The sequence below is a fragment of the Cupriavidus sp. Agwp_2 genome (assembly GCF_040784895.1).
Classification (GTDB): Bacteria; Pseudomonadota; Gammaproteobacteria; order Burkholderiales; family Burkholderiaceae; genus Cupriavidus.
Genome location: NZ_CP088084.1, coordinates 1,436,383 through 1,453,312 on the forward strand (window position 1 = coordinate 1,436,383; position 16,930 = coordinate 1,453,312).

General features: G+C 68.0%; 13 protein-coding genes. 6 read left to right on the top strand and 7 right to left on the bottom strand.

The window, feature by feature from the left end:
• Positions 1-12: 12 nt before the first annotated feature.
• The 5 genes from LPA45_RS24240 to bcsR are packed head-to-tail and all read left to right on the top strand — an operon-like array spanning position 13 to position 5,462.
• On the top strand, positions 13-216 hold the full coding sequence (locus LPA45_RS24240; protein WP_116318717.1) for a hypothetical protein: 204 nt from the start codon (positions 13-15) through the stop codon (positions 214-216).
• Positions 213-1,025, top strand: a complete 813-nt coding sequence (gene bcsQ / locus LPA45_RS24245) for a cellulose biosynthesis protein BcsQ (RefSeq protein WP_116318718.1) — start codon at positions 213-215, stop codon at positions 1,023-1,025. The genes LPA45_RS24240 and bcsQ overlap by 4 nt, the downstream gene beginning before the upstream one ends.
• The gene (gene bcsA / locus LPA45_RS24250) at positions 1,022-3,616 is read left to right on the top strand and encodes a UDP-forming cellulose synthase catalytic subunit (RefSeq protein WP_317921885.1); all 2,595 of its coding nucleotides are present in this window, start codon (positions 1,022-1,024) and stop codon (positions 3,614-3,616) included. The genes bcsQ and bcsA overlap by 4 nt, the downstream gene beginning before the upstream one ends.
• A 53-nt stretch (positions 3,617-3,669) precedes the next feature.
• Complete coding sequence (gene bcsG / locus LPA45_RS24255) at positions 3,670-5,268, top strand: cellulose biosynthesis protein BcsG (RefSeq protein WP_317921886.1); 1,599 nt, start codon at positions 3,670-3,672, stop codon at positions 5,266-5,268.
• Positions 5,265-5,462, top strand: a complete 198-nt coding sequence (gene bcsR, locus LPA45_RS24260; RefSeq protein ID WP_116318721.1) for a BcsR/BcsP family cellulose biosynthesis protein — start codon at positions 5,265-5,267, stop codon at positions 5,460-5,462. Before bcsG ends, bcsR begins: the two co-directional genes overlap by 4 nt.
• Positions 5,463-5,664: 202 nt before the next feature.
• Here the strand turns inward: bcsR and LPA45_RS24265 are convergent, their stop codons facing one another.
• Complete coding sequence (locus tag LPA45_RS24265) at positions 5,665-7,209, bottom strand: acetolactate synthase large subunit (protein WP_317921920.1); 1,545 nt, start codon at positions 7,207-7,209, stop codon at positions 5,665-5,667.
• A 206-nt stretch (positions 7,210-7,415) separates the two neighbouring features.
• On the opposite strand from LPA45_RS24265, the gene LPA45_RS24270 reads away from it, so the two are divergent.
• Positions 7,416-7,913 (top strand): thioesterase family protein, encoded by a 498-nt coding sequence (locus LPA45_RS24270; protein WP_116318722.1) that lies wholly within the window; start codon positions 7,416-7,418, stop codon positions 7,911-7,913.
• A gap of 90 nt (positions 7,914-8,003) precedes the next feature.
• Here the strand turns inward: LPA45_RS24270 and LPA45_RS24275 are convergent, their stop codons facing one another.
• The 6 genes from LPA45_RS24275 to LPA45_RS24300 all read right to left on the bottom strand — a co-directional run bounded on the left by LPA45_RS24275 (position 8,004) and on the right by LPA45_RS24300 (position 16,727).
• A complete protein-coding gene (locus LPA45_RS24275) occupies positions 8,004-9,422 on the bottom strand; it encodes a sensor histidine kinase (protein ID WP_317921888.1) in 1,419 nt (472 codons plus the stop codon).
• A gap of 269 nt (positions 9,423-9,691) precedes the next feature.
• On the bottom strand, positions 9,692-9,895 hold the full coding sequence (locus LPA45_RS24280) for a CsbD family protein (RefSeq protein WP_116318724.1): 204 nt from the start codon (positions 9,893-9,895) through the stop codon (positions 9,692-9,694).
• Between the two features lie 140 nt (positions 9,896-10,035).
• Positions 10,036-10,617, bottom strand: coding sequence for a hypothetical protein (locus LPA45_RS24285; protein WP_317921890.1), 582 nt, complete (start codon positions 10,615-10,617; stop codon positions 10,036-10,038).
• A gap of 330 nt (positions 10,618-10,947) precedes the next feature.
• Positions 10,948-14,070 (bottom strand): efflux RND transporter permease subunit, encoded by a 3,123-nt coding sequence (locus LPA45_RS24290; protein ID WP_116318726.1) that lies wholly within the window; start codon positions 14,068-14,070, stop codon positions 10,948-10,950.
• A gap of 13 nt (positions 14,071-14,083) precedes the next feature.
• Positions 14,084-15,307, bottom strand: a complete 1,224-nt coding sequence (locus LPA45_RS24295) for an efflux RND transporter periplasmic adaptor subunit (protein WP_116318727.1) — start codon at positions 15,305-15,307, stop codon at positions 14,084-14,086.
• A gap of 40 nt (positions 15,308-15,347) precedes the next feature.
• The gene (locus LPA45_RS24300; protein WP_317921892.1) at positions 15,348-16,727 is read right to left on the bottom strand and encodes a TolC family protein; all 1,380 of its coding nucleotides are present in this window, start codon (positions 16,725-16,727) and stop codon (positions 15,348-15,350) included.
• Positions 16,728-16,930 lie beyond the last annotated feature (203 nt).

The following is a 16,930-nucleotide window of genomic DNA, read 5'->3' on the forward strand; positions in this document are numbered from 1 at the left end:
ACAGGAAACACCATGGACTTGTTTCTCGGCTATTTCATCTGGGGACTGATCCTGGCAGTGCCGGTGGCCTGGGTCGTCTGGCACTTCCGGCTGCTGCGGCTGCTGCCGCGCTGGCGCCTGCCGCGCGCGCGCCGCGCGGTGCGGCTGCCGCCCCAGCTGCAGCCGGTGGTGATCCGCGGCCGGCGCTGGCGCGAAGTGACCGGAGAGCGCGAATGAAGACCGTGGCCATCGTCTCGACCGTCGGCGGCGCGGGCCGCACCACCGTCACCGCCGAGCTGGCCACGCTGCTGGCCTGGCACGGCCATCCTGCGCTGGCCGTCGAATGCGACCCGCGCGGGCTGCTTGGCTTCCATTTCGGCCTGCGCGCGCCGGCCGGGGCCGGGTTATGCAACAGCGCGAACTGGAGCGATGCGGGGCAGCGCAGCGACGACGGCGTGCTGTTCGTGCCGTGGGGCGATCCGGGCAGCGCCATGGAGCAAGGCCGCATGGCCGAGCGCCTGGAACGCGATCCGCACTGGCTGCGCGGCCTGCTGGCCCAGGTAGACCTGCCGGCCAACGCGCTGGCGCTGGTCGACAGCGCGCCGTGGCCGTCGCCGTATGCGCGCCAGGCCATCGCCGCGGCGGATCTCGTGCTGGTGCTGGTGCCGCCGCAGCCGCAGACCTGCGCCACGCTGCCGCCGCTGCGCGCGGCGCTGCGCGAGACCGGCGCCGCTGTCGCCTGCGCAGTCACGCGGCTGCAGCCGGCGCGCCAGCTCCATACCGATATCTCGGTGCTGCTGCGCGCCACGCTGGACGGCGACCTGCTGCCATACGAAGTGCATGAGGACGCCGCCGTGCCCGAAGCCTTTGCCCGCGGCGAGAGCTTTTGCCGCAGCACGCCCTACTCGCAGGCGGCGCATGACCTGCAGGGGCTGGCCTCGTGGGTATCGGGCTGGAGCCTGCTGGCCGTGCGCGGCAAGGCCGGCCCCGACAGCGTGCGCGATATGGGCGCGCGCCCGATGGCCACCGAGGCCGACCGGACATGATGCGCGCGCTGCTGCCCCTGCCGCTGCGCCGCCGCGTGGCCGACTGGTTCCAGGCGCTGCGCCGCGCGCTCGCGCGCGAGCTGGGCGTGGCCGCCGAGGCCCCGGTCAGCCTGTGGCTGCTGCGGGTGTTCTTCCGCACCCCGCCGCGCGGGCGCCCTGACGTGGCGCTGCTCGGCGCCAACTGGGTGCGGCGGCGCCTGCGCCAGCGCCTGGACATCCCGCGCCACCAGTACGGCCCGGGTATCTGGCTGCGCCGCGCGCTGCTGCGGCCGCCACGCGCGCTGGTGCCGCTCGCCGCCGACGTGCACCACCGCCGCAAGCCGCAGGCGCCGCCCGAGCCCAGCGCGCTGCGGCGCTGGTTCCGCGGCTGGCTCGAACCGGTCTATTTCCGCGCCAAGCGGCTGCGACGCAGGATCCTGGCACGGCTGCCGCGCATCGACTGGAAACGCGTGGGACTGCGGCTCGAGTCGCTGTCGCCCACGTTGTCCGGCGTGCCGTGGCTGATGCCGGCGCTGCTGTCGCTGGCCGCCGCCGCGGGCATCCTGCTGTGTACCACGCCGCTGCCGCTGCAAGACCAGTTCCTGCTGGCCGTGCTGATCATCCTGGGACTGCTGGTGTTGCGCCGCATCCCCGGGCGCGCCGCCACGCTGACCATGGCGGCCCTGTCGGTGCTGATGGCCGGGCGCTATATCTGGTGGCGGATCACGAGCACGCTGCAGTTCGAGAATGCGCCGGAGGCGGTGTTCGGCTACCTGCTGTTCGCGGCCGAGGTCTATACCTGGATCGTGCTGTTCCTGGGCTACGTGCAGACCATCTGGCCGCTCAACCGCCAGCCGGCGCCGCTGCCGCCCGATTCCGCCACCTGGCCCACCGTCGACGTCCTGATCCCCACCTACAACGAACCGTTGCGGGTGCTGCAGCCGACCGTCTACGCCGCGCTGGGCCTGGACTGGCCGCCCGAGAAGCTGCGCATCTACATCCTCGACGACGGTGCCCGCGACGAGGTGCGCGACTTCGCTCGCGATGCCGGCGTGGGCTACCTGGCGCGCACCGAGCACGCGCACGCCAAGGCCGGCAATATCAATTCGGCGCTGCGGCACACGCAGGGCGAGTTCGTCGCGATCTTCGATTGCGACCACATGCCGGTGCGTTCCTTCCTGCAGATGACGATGGGCGAGTTCATCGCCGACCCCAAATGCGCGATGGTGCAGACCCCGCACCATTTCTTCTCGCCGGACCCGTTCGAGCGCAATTTCGATACCTTCCGCCGCGTGCCTAATGAAGGCAGCCTGTTCTACGGGCTGATCCAGGACGGCAACGACTTCTGGAACGCCACCTTCTTCTGCGGCTCATGCGCGGTGATCAAGCGCGTGCCGCTGGAAGAAGTCGGCGGCATCGCGGTGGAGACCGTGACCGAGGATGCCCACACCGCGCTGAAGCTGCACCGCCGCGGCTACAACAGCGCCTATATCCGCATCGTGCAGGCCGCCGGGCTCGCCACCGAGAACCTGGCCGGCCATATCGGCCAGCGCATCCGCTGGGCGCGCGGCATGGCGCAGATCTTCCGCATCGACAATCCGATGTTCGGCAAGGGCCTGCACCTGTTCCAGCGCCTGTGCTACACCAACGCGATGCTGCACTTCTTCTATGGCGTGCCGCGGCTGATCTTCCTGACCATGCCGATCGCGTACCTGTATTTCGGGCTGCATGTGATCCACACTTCGGCGGTGCTGATCATGGCCTACGTGCTGCCCTACCTGTTCGTCGCCAATGTCACCAACTCGCGCCTGCAGGGACGCTACCGGCATTCGTTCTGGGCCGAGGTCTATGAATCGGTGCTGGCCTGGTACATCGTGCTGCCGACCACGATGGCGTTCATCAACCCGAAGCTGGGCAAGTTCAACGTCACGGCCAAGGGCGGGCAGATCAAGGAAGAATATCTGGACTGGACCATTTCCAAGCCCTACCTGGTCTTGCTGGCGCTGAACGTGATCGCATTGCTGCTGGGCTTCGGGCGCATCCTGTTCGATCCGGCCTTCGAGGCTTCAGCCATCATCATGAACCTGGGCTGGGCGGTGGCCAACCTGGTGATGCTGGGCGCGGCCATCGGCGTGGCGCGCGAGGCGCGGCAGGTGCGCGTGTCGCACCGCATCCCGATGCGCGTGCCGGCGACGCTGCTGCTGCCCGACGGCCGCACGCTCGCCTGCAAGACCGACAACTACTCGCTCGGCGGCCTGGGCCTGGCGCTGCCGGTGGAGGCCAGGGTCGAGCCCGGCACGCACGTGGGCATATGCCTGTCGCGCGGCACCCGCAGCTACCATTTCCCGGCGGTGGTCACGCGCAATGTCGAGCGGCAGATGGGCGTGCGCTTCGACGACATGGACGCGCGCACCGAGCAGCAACTGATCCAGTGCACCTTCGGCCGGGCCGACGCCTGGATCCACTGGGTCGACGAACAACCGGTCGACGTGCCGCTGCGCGGCCTCAAGGAAGTGATCGAGATGGGCTACCAGGGGCTGCTGCGGCTGGTCGATGCGTTCCGCGGCGCCACCATGGCACTGGCCGAGCGCGTGCGCCCGCGCCGGCTCTGACCTCAAACACAACGGAAACACGACGGAAACGCGGCAACGCCACGCTTCGGACAATGGGTATCTGGAACCTCTACTTCATCGCCAAGCTGTACCTGTTCTATATCGGGCGGCTGCATCCGCAATGGCTGCTGAACCTGCTGTTCGCGCTGCTGCTGGTAGTGCGCATCCGCCATCCGGCGCTGTCGGCGCTGCGGCACGTGCTGGCGGTGGTGGCGGGCGCCGCGCTGATGTACCGCGAATCGGACCTGCCACCGTTCTCGCGGGTGGTCTCGCAGTTCGCCAACCTGCATGCATTTACGCCGGCGTACATGCTCGAACTGGCGCAGCGCGTCATCACGCGCGAGATGCTGCTGGTCGCGCTGGCGGCGCTGGTGATCTTCTGGCTCGTGAACCGCTGGGTACGGGTGACCACGCTGGTGCTGGGCGCGCTGGTGGCGGTGCCGCTGTGGCAGGCGCTGTATGACGCGGGCGGCCCGGGCGGCCAGGGAGGCGCCCGCGCCGGCACCGCGACCGCGGCACTGACCACGGGCGCGGCGCTGGGCACTGGCGGCGCCGAGGTCTCCGCAAGCGGCCCGGACGCCCGGCTGGCCGCGTTCCGCAACCAGGAAGCGCAGCGGCAGGTGAATTTCACGCGGCTGGCGGCCACGGCCAACACGTCCGATACACAGTACGACGTGATCGTGCTGCATATCTGCTCGCTGTCGTGGGACGATCTCGACACGGCGCGCGCACGCGACAACCCGCTGCTGCAGCGCTTCGACTTCCTCTTTACCAACTTCAGCTCGGCGGCCAGCTACAGCGGCCCGGCGGCGATCCGCGTACTGCGCGCGGCCTGCGGCCAGCCCGAGCACAAGGGGCTGTACGACCCGGCGCCGGGCCAGTGCCACCTGTTCCAGGCGCTGGCGCAGGCGGGTTTCTCTACCCGCATGCTGCTTAACCACGACGGCCACTTCGACAACTTCCTCAAGGAAGTGCAGAAGGAGATCGGCGTCGACGGCGTCGCGCCGACCCCCAATACCGGCCTGCCGGTGGCGATGCGCTCGTTCGACAGCTCGCCCATCGTGGGCGACTTCGACGTGCTGCAGCGCTGGTTCCGCGATCGCCAGCAGGCCGGCGGCGGCCCGCAGGCGCTGTACTACAACACCGTGACGCTGCACGACGGCAATCGCATGTCCGACAACCGGCTGTCCAGCCTGGAGTCCTATCCGCTGCGGCTGTCGCGGCTGCTGGGCGACATCGACAAGGTCATCGAGATGGTGGCGCAGTCGGGCCGGCGCGCGGTGATCGTGTTCGTGCCCGAGCACGGCGCGGCCCTGCGCGGCGACGCCAACCAGATCGCCGGCATGCGCGAGATCCCGACCCCGCGCATCATCAACGTGCCGGTGGGCGTCAAGCTGGTGGGACTGCCCAAGCCCAACAACAGCACTGTCACCATCGATGCGCCGACCAGCTACCTGGGCCTGTCGCAACTGCTGTCCAACCTGATTGCCGACAACCCGTTCACCGCGCAGGCGCCGGCCCTGGCCAGCTATGCCAGCGACCTGCCGCAGACGCAGATGGTCGGCGAGAACGAAGCCACCGTGACCATGCGCGAAGGCAACGGCTATGTCGTGCGCACGCCGGACGGGGTCTGGATCGAGGGCAAGCCATGAAGCCGGCCAACGCACGCGGGCTGCCGCTGGCACGCAGCGACATCGACGTCCTCGGCAACGAGGTCGACGGTTTTGACCCACGCCGCTATTTCGACCACCAGGAACTGCGCGCCGCACAGGCGGCTGCGCGGCGCTGGCCGCTGCTGGCAAGCCTGCTGGGCTATGAAGCGCCAGCGCCGCAGCGCGAGAGCTAGCGAGTGCCGCCAGGATCATGCTTCGTTGCGGTATCCGGGCGGGCCAGGTTGCAGGCGTTCGCCCGACAGCGCTGACTTTCCCGGGCGCCCCCTGCACCGTCGAGACCGAAGGCCCGCGGCCGTTGCCGTTCCCGGCACCGGACCGGTCGCGGGTGGACTATGTCGGGCCGACCCGTCAGCAGGTAGCGGCAATACCGCCTGGTCAGATCACCAGCTCGATCAGGAATGGGCCCTTCCGTCCGTTTGCCGTCCGGAACAAGTCGGCGAATGTCTCCATATCCTTCGCCCGCGCCCCTTCCACGCCCATGCCGTTGGCCAGCTTGACCCAGTCCAGGTCCGGATTGCCGATGTCCAGCATGTCCAGCGCGGTCTTGCCCGGATTCGCCCCGACCCCAGCCAGTTCGCCCAGCAGGATTGCGTACTTGCGGTTGGCGAGCAGCACCACGGTGACGTCGAGCCGTTCGCGCGCCATGGTCCACAGCGACTGCAGCGTGTACATGGCCGAGCCATCGGCCTGCAGCGACACCACGCGCCGGTCCGGCGCCGCGACCGCCGCGCCGACTGCCAGCGGCAGGCCGTCGCCGATGGCACCGCCGGTCAGCTGCAGCCAGTCATGCGGGGGCGCGTGGACCGTGCCGGGATAGAAGGCGCGGCCGAAGCTGACGCTTTCCTCGACCACGATGGCCTGCTCGGGCAGCAATGCGCTGAGGGTGCGTGCTACGGCTTCGGAAGTGACCGCGCCGCGCGCGGGCTCGGCCGGCGCCGGCGCAGCCGTTGCCGGCAGCGGTGCATTGCGGGCGCCAACTTCGTCCGCCAGCCGGGCCAGGGCTTCGGCCAGATCTTCTTCGGGCCGTGCCAGCACATGCAGCACCGCATCTTCCGGATAGGGGCGCGCCAACTTGCCCGGGTAGGCGAAGAAGGTCACCGGTGCCGGCGCGCCGACCAGGATCACGTGGCGGATGCCGGCCAGCTTGTCGCGCGCGGCGTCGCCGGAATACGGCACGCGCTCGACTGCCAGGCGGCCGCGGCCCCGCGCTACGCGTGCGTTGGACATCGGCGTGATCAGCCGCGCGCCGGTGGCGGCGGCGATGCGGTGGGCATCGGCCAGCGGCGCTTCGCGCAGCGCGCTGCCCGCCAGCACGATCAGCACCGGCTGGCCTGAGCGCAGCACGCGCGCGGCCTGTTGCACGGCGTCGGGCGCGACCCGGGGCACCGGCAGCGGCGGCAGCGCGCCGGCGACCACGCCACCCGCGTCCCAGCAGACGTCCGACGGCAAGATCAGGCTGGCGACCCCGCCCGGGGCGGCGCGTGCGGCCTGCACCGCGGCCGCGGCATCGGCGCCGACCGACTCGGCATGCGTGGCGGTACGCGTCCATACTGAAACAGGGCGGGCCCAGCCCTCGGTATCGGCGGTCAGCGGCGCATCCAGCGGCCGGTGGTAGGTGGCCTGGTCGCCGATGATATTGACCACCGGCGTCTGTGCGCGCTTTGCGTTGTGGAGGTTGGCCAGGCCGTTGGCCAGGCCCGGGCCGCAATGCAGCAGCGTGGCGGCGGGCTTGTCTGCCATGCGCGCATAGCCGTCGGCGGCGCCGGTGACCACGCCTTCGAACAGGCCCAGCACGCAGCGCATGCCCGGAATCCGGTCGAGCGCCGCGACGAAATGCATCTCGCTGGTGCCGGGGTTGGCAAAACAGGTGTCCACGCCGTTGGCCAGCAGGGTCTTGACCAGGCTTTCGGCGCCGTTCATCGCTTGTGTGTCGTCCATGTCTCGGTGTGCAGGTTAGCGGGTTGTCATCGGCGACTATATCAGCGTACGTCCCACGCCACACCGCAGCCCCACGGCGTGCCACATCATGCACATCAGCGCACCGCATCCGGCCAGAATGCCAGCATGCCCCGACCTCCCCGGGGCAGGCGTGGCTGCCGCCTGCAGCCCTTTCAAGGAGTCAACTCATGTTGATGCGAGACGTGATCCCCCAAGTCCTGAACCACGCGACGGCCATGCCGGAGCCAGGCTCGCTCGATGCGGGCGGACACAAGACGTTCCACCATGCAATCGACATCTACCTCAAGGATTCCAATGCCTTCATGAATACGTACTTCGCCCGCTATTTCGAATGGCAGGGTATCTGCCGCGAGCGGTGGTTCCATGAATGCATCCACGACAACCTGCTGGCCGCGGGCGGCGTCTTCGTGACCAAGCGCGCGCACCAGGAGTATGTCGAGGAAACCTTCCCGTTCCAGCGCGTGGACTGCTACCTGAACACCTTCCAGGTGCGCCAGTGCTCGGCCTACCTGCTGTTCCGCTTCTGCGTCGGCGGCAAGCCGGTGTCGCTGGGGTACCAGCAGATCGTGTTTGCCGACCGGCAGAAGCGCATCACGCGCTTTCCGGCGGGCATCATCGAACGGGTGAAGGAATATGAGCTGGCGATGCCCAGGTTCGCCAGCTGAAGCCGCGGCGGCGCGGCATGCGTCAGTGCCTGCCTGACATCCGCTGACATGCAGCAAGCAATGCCGTAGGACACGTACCGCCGGCGTGGTTCAGCCGGCGGTGCTGGTGCGCAGCTGGCTGTCGGCCATGGCGGTGAAGCGCGGCAGCCGCAGCGTGAAGGTGGTGTGCACCGTGGGCAGCGATTCGCACTCGATGCGGCCGCCGAAGGTCTCGATCACGCGCCGGCAAAACGCCAGCCCGAGGCCGGCGCCCAGGCCATGCGCCTTGGTCGAGAAAAACGGCTCGAAGATGCGCGGCAGCACGTCGGCCGCGATCCCGGGGCCGGAGTCGCGGAAGCGGATCACGTGGTACTGCCCTTCGGTCGCACCGGTGATGTCGATGTGCCCGCCGCCGGTGGCGCGGATCGCGTGCAGCGCATTCTTGATCAGGTTGAACAGCACATAGACCAGCAGCGTGTCGGAACCGACGAACCGCCAGCCGGCGTCGATGCCGCGCACTTGCACGCAGCCACGTTCGTCGCCCTGGAACGGGTAGCGCTCTAGCGCGGCGTGGACGCAGTCGGCGATGCCGTGCGGCGCGAAGGTGCTGCGGTCCAGCCGCTCGAGCGTGACCGAGGCCAGCGCCATGTCGATTACGGTGCTGGTGCCGTCGACCTCGCGCGTGATCGCGCCAACCAGGCTCGACACGCGCTCGAGTTGCCCGGGACGCATGCGGTCTTCGCACAGGCCCTGCTCGACCGCCAGCTGGTAGCCCTGCAGCACCTGTGGCCAGGTACGCGCAAGTTCCTGCGCCTGCATGCGGATGGTCGCCAGTGGCGTGCGCACTTCATGCGCGACCGTGGCCGCCAGCGAATACGGATGCATCAGGTCGTAGCGCACCACGCTGACGGCGAGGATGCCCAGGCTCGCCGCCACGAACACCACGCCCGGCGGGTAGAAGGCCACGCCGTAGTTGACCAGGTAGTCGACCGCCGCCAGCGAGTACAGCGCCACCGCGACCAGGCACAGGTTGTAGCGCTTGCGGCGTTCGGCGGCAGCGTTGCGGCGGGCCTCGGCCAGGATCCAGGCACTGCGCAGCGCGACCAGCGTGGTCTGCGCCAGGTGCAGCGGATGCAGCGGCCCGGCCTTGGGATAGTCGCCGAAGAAATACGTGTAGTAACCCGATATCACCTGCCCGGTAGTCAGAAGCAGCACCGCCAGCACCAGGCTGAGCGCATAGGACGCCAGCAGCAGCGGCCGCTCCTGGCGGCGCTCGGTCACTTCGGCGATGAAGTGGTAGAACGTCGTCGGCAGGAACAGGATGAACAGGTAACCCAAACGGGCCAGCAGCAGCGCCACGTCGGGATGCGTCGCCTGGAACAGGAAGACCCAGGTGCCCTGCCAGGCAAAGGTGGTCACGCACAGCAGGAAGAACGATGCCGATACGCGCGTGACGCCCTTGGTCACCAGCACATAGAGGCCGTAACCGAGGAAGATGGACGAGACGAAGGCAGGCAGGGCAGCGTACATGCGCAGAGCGGGTACAGGCCGGACAAGCCAGGCGGGAGCGCAGCAACCGGCGGCGCCAACCATGGCGTTGCTGCGCGACGCGACATGTTATGCCGTCCGCGCGTGATGCGTGCATCATTTCCTTGCATACAGAGCTAACGCCCACTTAATGCAGTACAGATCACCCCACGTATTGGGGGTATCAAGTGAAGCCCGAAAAAAAACGGCGGGGCGCCTGATGGCGCCCCGTCGTCTGCTGCAGCCGGTATGGCGACTGCCTCCCGGCGGGCTTACCAGCGGGAGTCGTTCTCCCACGCCTTCATTTCTTCCTCGGTGCGCTCCTTGGTATAGCCATAGCGCTCCTGGATGCGGCCGGCGAGCTGGTCGCGCTTGCCGTTGATCTGCGCGATGTCATCGTCGGTGAGCTTGCCCCACTTTTCCTTGACCTTGCCCTTGGCTTGTTCCCACTTGCCTTCGATCTGGTCCCAGTTCATGTTGTGCTCCTTCATGCGGGGCGGAAGGACCGAGGGTCCTTCCGCCATTGCTTCGATGAGTGGTCTGCCAGCCGTCCGCAGCGCGAGTCGGCTTGCGAGGGCTTACTGGGCGACTTGCTTGCCCGACTTGCTTGCCCGACTTACTTGCCGTACTTGGCCTTCACGTCAGCCTGGCACTTGTCCTTGGTATCGCCGGACAGCGCGTCGCAACGTTCCTTGTCGGCCTTGTAAGCGGCGTCCATGGTGTCCTTCTTGGCATCAGCGCGGGCTTCCGCCACATCGGTGCGCGAGCCGGTCGCCGCGGCCTTGTCGACCTTGGCTGCGGTCAGGGCTTTTTCATGAGATGCCTTGGCGTCCTTCTTGCAAACGTCCTTGTCGTTGCCCTTCTTGTCGTCGCACAATTCCTTGGCAACGTCGTAGTCGCGGTCAGCCTTGGTCTTCTCGGCCTTGGCCAACGACTTTTGCGTGCCGTCGCGCTTGGCTTCGGCCTGGGCCTTGACCACGTCACGGTCGCGCTTGGCTTCGGCCTTGCAGACGTCCTTGGCGTTGTCCTTCATGCCATCGCACTTGGCAGTGGCAGCCTTGTAGTCCGCGTCTGCCTGCTTGACAGCCGCGTCATAGTCGGCCTTGGATCCAGCCGGCGCCGTCTGCGCGAGGGCGAAACCTGCCGGGGCGGCAACCATCATCGAACATACTGCTGCGGTCAGCCATTTCTTCATCATGTCGGGCTCCTTTCCGGTTGTTTGCGTAAGGGTACGCATGAGAGGCCGGCGGCTATGCTGCTGGCCACGCCGTAAGTACAGAGTAGGAGCCGGGGGGTCCCGGAAGCAGGCGTGGGGTTCCGAAAGGTACGTCAGACGATTCCGACACCAGGGTCCGGCGCGAGCACTTGGGGTATGCAATGGGTTGCGGGGATGGGACTGGGCGGGGTCGCCATGTCTGGCGTGGCAGACAGGCACGCTGGCAGGAAGGAAATAGCGCCTGAAGCAGGCGCCCCTCTCCCGCAAGCGCATGCGGGAGAGGGGCGCGAACCGGCGAACAATGAAACAGCCTCAGCCCGAAATCGACGGCGTCAGCTTGTTCTCGTCAGTCGCTTCGCCCTCTTCGTCCGGCCAGTTGCGGCCGACCATCCATTCGTACAGCGTCGGCAGCACGATCAGCGTCAGCACCGTGGCCGTGATCAGCCCGCCGATGATGACGATCGCCAGCGGGCGCTGCGTCTCCGAGCCGATCGCCCGCGAGATCGCCATCGGGAACAGGCCCAGCATCGCCAGCAGCGCGGTCATCAACACCGTGCGCAGCCGGTCCATCGAACCGGTCAGCACCGCCTGCCGCACCGGCATGCCTTCATCGCGCAGCTGGTTGAAGTAGGTCACCATCACCACGCCGTTAAGCACGGCCTGGCCAAACAGCGCGATAAAGCCGATCGCTGCCGACACCGACAGCGGGATGCCGGTCAGGAACAGCGCGAACACGCCGCCGATCAGCGCGAACGGGATGTTCGAGATGATCAGCGTGGCGCTCTTGAACGACTTGAACGCGTTGAACAGCAGCAGGAAGATCATCAGCACCGATAGCGGCACCACGATCGCCAGCCGCGCCATGGCGCGCTCCTGGTTCTCGAACTCGCCCGACCAGCTGATCTTGACGTCGTCGGCCTTGACGTTCTTCTTCACCAGCGCCTGCATGTCCTTGACTACGCTGCCCATGTCGCGGTCGCGGATAAAGATGCCGATCGAGGTGGTGCGCTGGCCGTTCTCGCGGCTGATGTTCATCGCGCCCGACGCCGCGCGGAACGTCACCAGTTGCGACAGCGGCACCTGCGCGCCGTCGGCGGTCTGCATGAAGATATTGGGCAGGTTGGGCAGCTCGCGCTCCGACGGCTTCAGGCGCACCGCCACGCTGAAGTGGCGCTCGCCTTCCCACAGCTCGGTGGCGGCCTTGCCGGCCAGCGCGGTTTCCATCAGGTCCTGCACGTCGGCCACGTTGATGCCGTAGCGTGCCGCCTGGGCGCGGTCGAACTCCAGCACGTATTGCGGCAGCTCGCCGTCGCGGTCGATAAAGGCGCGCATCACGCCCTTGACCGACTGCACGTTGGCCAGGATCTGGTCGGCCACCTTCTTGTTCTGCTCAAGGCTGTCGCTCTGCACCTTGATCACGATCTGGCCCTTGATCTGCGAGATGCTTTCCAGGATGTTGTCGCGCACCGGCTGCGAGAAATTGGGCTCGATGCCGGGGAGCTGGCGCAGGTTCTTGTCGATCTCGCCGATGATGGCGCGCTTGTTGAAGCCATCGCGCCATTGCTTCTCGGGCTTGAGGTCGACCAGGATCTCGACGGTGTTGATCAGCTTGGGGTCGGTGCCGTCGTCGGGGCGGCCCACCTTGGAGATGGTGGAGTTGACCTCCTGCGTCTTGCGGATGACGCTGCGCAGCAGCCGCGCCTGGTCGCGCGCCTCGTCGATCGAGACTGAGGCCGGCAGGTCGAAGCTGACCCACATCGAGCCTTCGTCCAGTTCAGGCAGGAATTCGCTGCCGAGGAACTTGCCCACGCCCACGGTCGCCACCAGCAGGCCCAGGGCCGTGCCGATCACCATCTTCTTGTGGTCCAGCGCCCAGGCCAGCATCGGCTCATAGAGCCGCTTGCAGTGACGCACCAGGAAGTTGTCGTCGTGCGCGATATTCTTCGTGAGCAACAGGTGGCACAGCAGCGGCACCAGTGTCAGCGAGAGGATCAGGGACCCGATCAGCGCCCCCGTCACCGTGTAGGCCATCGGCGCGAAGATCTTGCCCTCGTGCCGCTGCAGCGTGAAGATCGGGACGTGCGCCGCGATGATGATGACCATCGAGAACACGGTCGGACGGCCTACCTCCGTGGTGGCCTGCAGGATGGCATGCAGGCGCGCCTTGCTGTCCTTGATCTGCTGCTCCTTGAGCTCGCCCAGCCGCTTGAAGATGTTCTCGACCACGATCACCGCGCCATCGACGATGATACCGAAGTCCATCGCACCCAAAGACAGCAGGTTGGCCGGGATGCCCACCCACGTCAGCCCGATGAAGGTCGACATCAGCGCCAGCGGAATGATCAGCGCCACGATGGCGGCGGCGCGCACATTGGCCAGGAACAGGTACAGCACCGCCATTACCAGCAGCGCGCCTTCCACCAGGTTGCCGAACACCGTGTGCAGGGTCTTGTCGATCAGCGTGGAGCGGTCGTAGTACGGCACGATCTTCACGCCCTTGGGCAGGATCTGGTCGTCCAGCAGCTCGATCTTCGCCTTCAATGCTTCCAGCACTGCGGAAGGGTTCTCGCCCTTGCGCATCACCACGATGCCCGAAACGATATCGTTCTCGTCGTCCTGGCCCATCAGGCCCTGCGGCGGTGCGCTGCCGACCTTCACGTCGGCGATGTCCTTGACCAGGATCGGCGTGCCGTTGTTCTCGGCCACCACCACGTTGGCGATATCGGCCGAGGTGCGGAAGCTGCCCAGCGAGCGCAGCAGGAACTGCTGGCGCCCGTGCGCGACGGCGCCACCGCCGGCGTTGGCATTGGCGCGCTGCAGCGCCGTGAACAGCTGCGACAGCGAGATCCTGGCGTCGCGCATGCGCGCCAGGTTGGGGTTGACTTCGTACTGCTTGATAGTGCCGCCGATCGTCACCAGGTCGGCCACGCCCGGCACCTGGCGCAGGTTCTTCTCCACCACCCAGTCCTGCAGCGTGCGCAGTTCCTGCGGCGTATAGCCCTTGCCGGTCAGGCGGAAACGGAAGATCTCGCCGATCGCGGTGGACAGCGGCGCCAGGTCCGGATGCACGCCGTCGGGCAGGTCGACGCTGCGCAGCCGCTCCAGGATCTGCTGGCGCGCGGTCACGTCGGTAGCCTTGTCATTGAAGGTCACCATCATGAACGACAGGCCGAACTGGGTGTGCGAGAACACCCGCACCGCATTCGGCGTGCCGGCCAGCGCGGTCTCGATCGGGATGGTGACCTGCCGCTCGACTTCTTCCGCGGCGCGGCCGGGGTACAGCGTGATGACGTTGACCTGGATGTCGGAAACGTCGGGGAAGGCCTCGATGGGCAGGTTCTTGAACGCGGCCAGGCCGCCGCCGACGAAGATTAGCAGCCCCAGCCAGACAAAGAGCTTCTGGTGCAGGGCAAAGCTGACGATGCGAGAGATCATGTGGCCGCCGTCCTCACTTCTTGTCGGCCGCACGCGCCGCACTTGCCGCGTTCAGGGCGGTGGCATCGCGCAGGATGTCCTGCAGGTACAGGTTGCCCTCGGTCACCACGGTCTCGGCTTCCTTCACGCCTTCCAGCAATTCGGTAGTGCCGGGCATGGTCACGCCCACGCGCACCTGGCGGCGCTCGAAGGTGTTGGGGGCGGTGCGCACGAAGACATAGTTGCGGTTGTCGGCCAGGAACACGGCCTTGGAAGGCACCGCGATGCCTTCGAACGATGCCGCGGGCATGCGCGCCGTAACGAACATCTCGGCCTTCAGGCGGCGTCCGGGATTGGGCACGCTCAGCCGGACCTTGATGCTGCGCGCGGTCGGGTCGACATAGTCGGCGATCTTGACCACGGTGCCGGTGAAGGTTTCGCCGGGGTAGGCGGCGGTGACTACCTGCACGATGACGCCGTCGCGGAACAGGCTGAGGTCGGATTCCGCCGCATCGACCTGCGCCCACAGCGTGGTCGGGTCGGTGATCAGGAACAGCGGCGCGGCTGGCGGCTGGTCGGGGCGCAGCTCCATGCCCTGGTTGATGTTGCGCTCGACCACCAGGCCGTCGATCGGGCTGCGCAGCGCGAAGCGCTGGTTCACGCCGTCGCTGCCTGCCGCAGCGCCGTACTGGCGCAGCGCCGCCTGCGTGCGCTGCAGGTCGGCCGCGGCGCGCGCCGCATCGGCCTGCGACTGTTCCAGTTCCTTCTGCGCGATGACGCCGGCGCCGTACAGCTCGCGCTGGCGCGCCAGCGCCTTGGCCGCGACCGCGCTGTCGGCGGCGGCCTTGCGCGCGTCGGCCTGGGCCACGCCGAAGTCCGGCGAAGTCAGGCTGGCCAGCGGCTGGCCGGCCTTGACGGTGGCGCCGGGCTGCACCAGGACCTCGGTCACGCGGCCGGCAAAAGGCGTGGACACGCGCACGGTCTTGTCCTCGTTCCACACCAGCCGGCCCGGCAGGTTCAGCATGCGTTCGCCGCCGGACCTGGCGGGTTCGCCGGTGATGCCGGGCAGCGATTTCACGCTGGCCGGGAACTGGATGGTGTTGCCGCTGACCTTGGGATCGTCATCGGGCTTGGGCGGCTCGGACTTGCCGCAGGCGGCGAGCACCAGCGCGCACAGCGCCACGGCGCAGACGGAAGACAGCCGTGCGGGCACGGCGGTGGAACGCGGGCGATGGGTGCAGGACGTGCGGCGGAACATGCGTGACAAGTGATACATGAAGAATGCGCTGGAACTGCGATCAGGGACGTGCCTGCGAGGCCACGGGCTCGCCCGTGGTGGTAGTGGTCTGCAACGCGGCGCGGTAGGCCGACAGCGCCTTGGCGTACGCGCCCTGCGCTTCGACCGCGTCGAGCCGGGTCTGGCGCAGCGCGCGGCGCGCGTCGAGCAGGTCGAGCACGCCGGTGGCGCCCTTGTTGTAGGCGAACTCGGCGCTGCCGGCGACGCTTTCGGCGGCGGGCAGCACCTCGTCGCGCATCTGGCGCAGCGACTGGCGCGCGGTTTCGAGCTGGCTGCGCAGCCGGTCGATTTCGTTGCCGGCCTCCAGCATCACGCGGTTGCGGTCATCCAGCGCGGCGTAGTAGTCGACTTCGGCGCGGCGCGCCTCGCCGCCGTTGCGGTGGCGCACGAACAGCGGGATCGTCAGGAACACGCCGAAGCTGTTGCCGGTGCCATACGAATTGGTGGGGGAGACCGGATAGTGCTCGGCCTGCGCCCCAATGGTCACGTCGGGCACGCGTCCCGCGCGGGCCAGGTCGCGCGCGGCGGCGGCCGCGGCCAGGCGCGCCTCGGCGGCGGTCACGTCGGGGCGGCGCTCGAGCAGGTAGGGATCGGGTTGCGGCGCCGGCGCATCGAGCGCCGGCCAGTCGGCGACCAGCCGGTTATCCGACAGCGTGCCCGGAACCCCCATCGCCTGCGCCAGGGCGGCCTTGTCGCTGTAGTGGTCGGTCATGGCCTGGCGCATGTCGTTCTGCGAGCGCAGGACGTCGAGCTGCAGCTTGTTCACGTCGGCGCGCGCCACGTCGCCCGCCTTCAGGCGCGTTTCGCTGGCCTGTCGGGTGCGCTCGTACAAACCCAGCGTTTCCCGGAGCACCGCCACGCGTTCCTGGCTGACCAGCGCCTCGAAGAAGGCCTGCTCGACCGCGGCGGTCTGCTGCGCCACCACGGCCTGCACCACCTCGCCCGCCGCGGCGCTGGCCTTGCGCGCGGCGTCCACGCGCAGGTTGCCCTTGTTGGCGGTTTCGACGAGCTGGTCCACGCGCAGCTTGGAGTCCACCGTCTTGCTGCGCAGGTTGCCGGAGCCAACGCCGGCGTGCGGATTGATGTTCTCGACCCCCAGGCTCAGCACCGGGTTGGGCCGCTGCGATGCAATCTGCACATCGGCCTGGCTGGCTTCCACGCCGCGCCGCGCGGCGATGATGGTGCGGTTGCAGCGCAGCGCGTCCAGGCGCACCTGGGCCAGCGTCAGCGTGGCACCGGCGGGCGGTGGCGTGCAGGGAGCGGCGGCATCGGCGGTATCCGCCGAAGGCTGGGGTTCGGCGGCAATGCTGGCCGCGGGTCTGGCGAGAGCACCCAGCAGGAGCAGGGTCCCCGCGGCGGCACGGGTAAAGACAACAGGCACGGTCAGTCTGGCTCGGTTCGAATGCGGTTTGCGGTCAGCGGTCTGCGGTAAACGACCGTGCCCACCGAACGGTGCACCGACCGATGAATTTTCATCCGTCGGCCAGCCGCCTCCGCGGTCGCTCGGCCGGGCTGTCTTGCCGCGCCCTCGCCTGCTGTCCTGATGCTTTAGACGCCACCCGGACACGATCTCCCGACGGCATT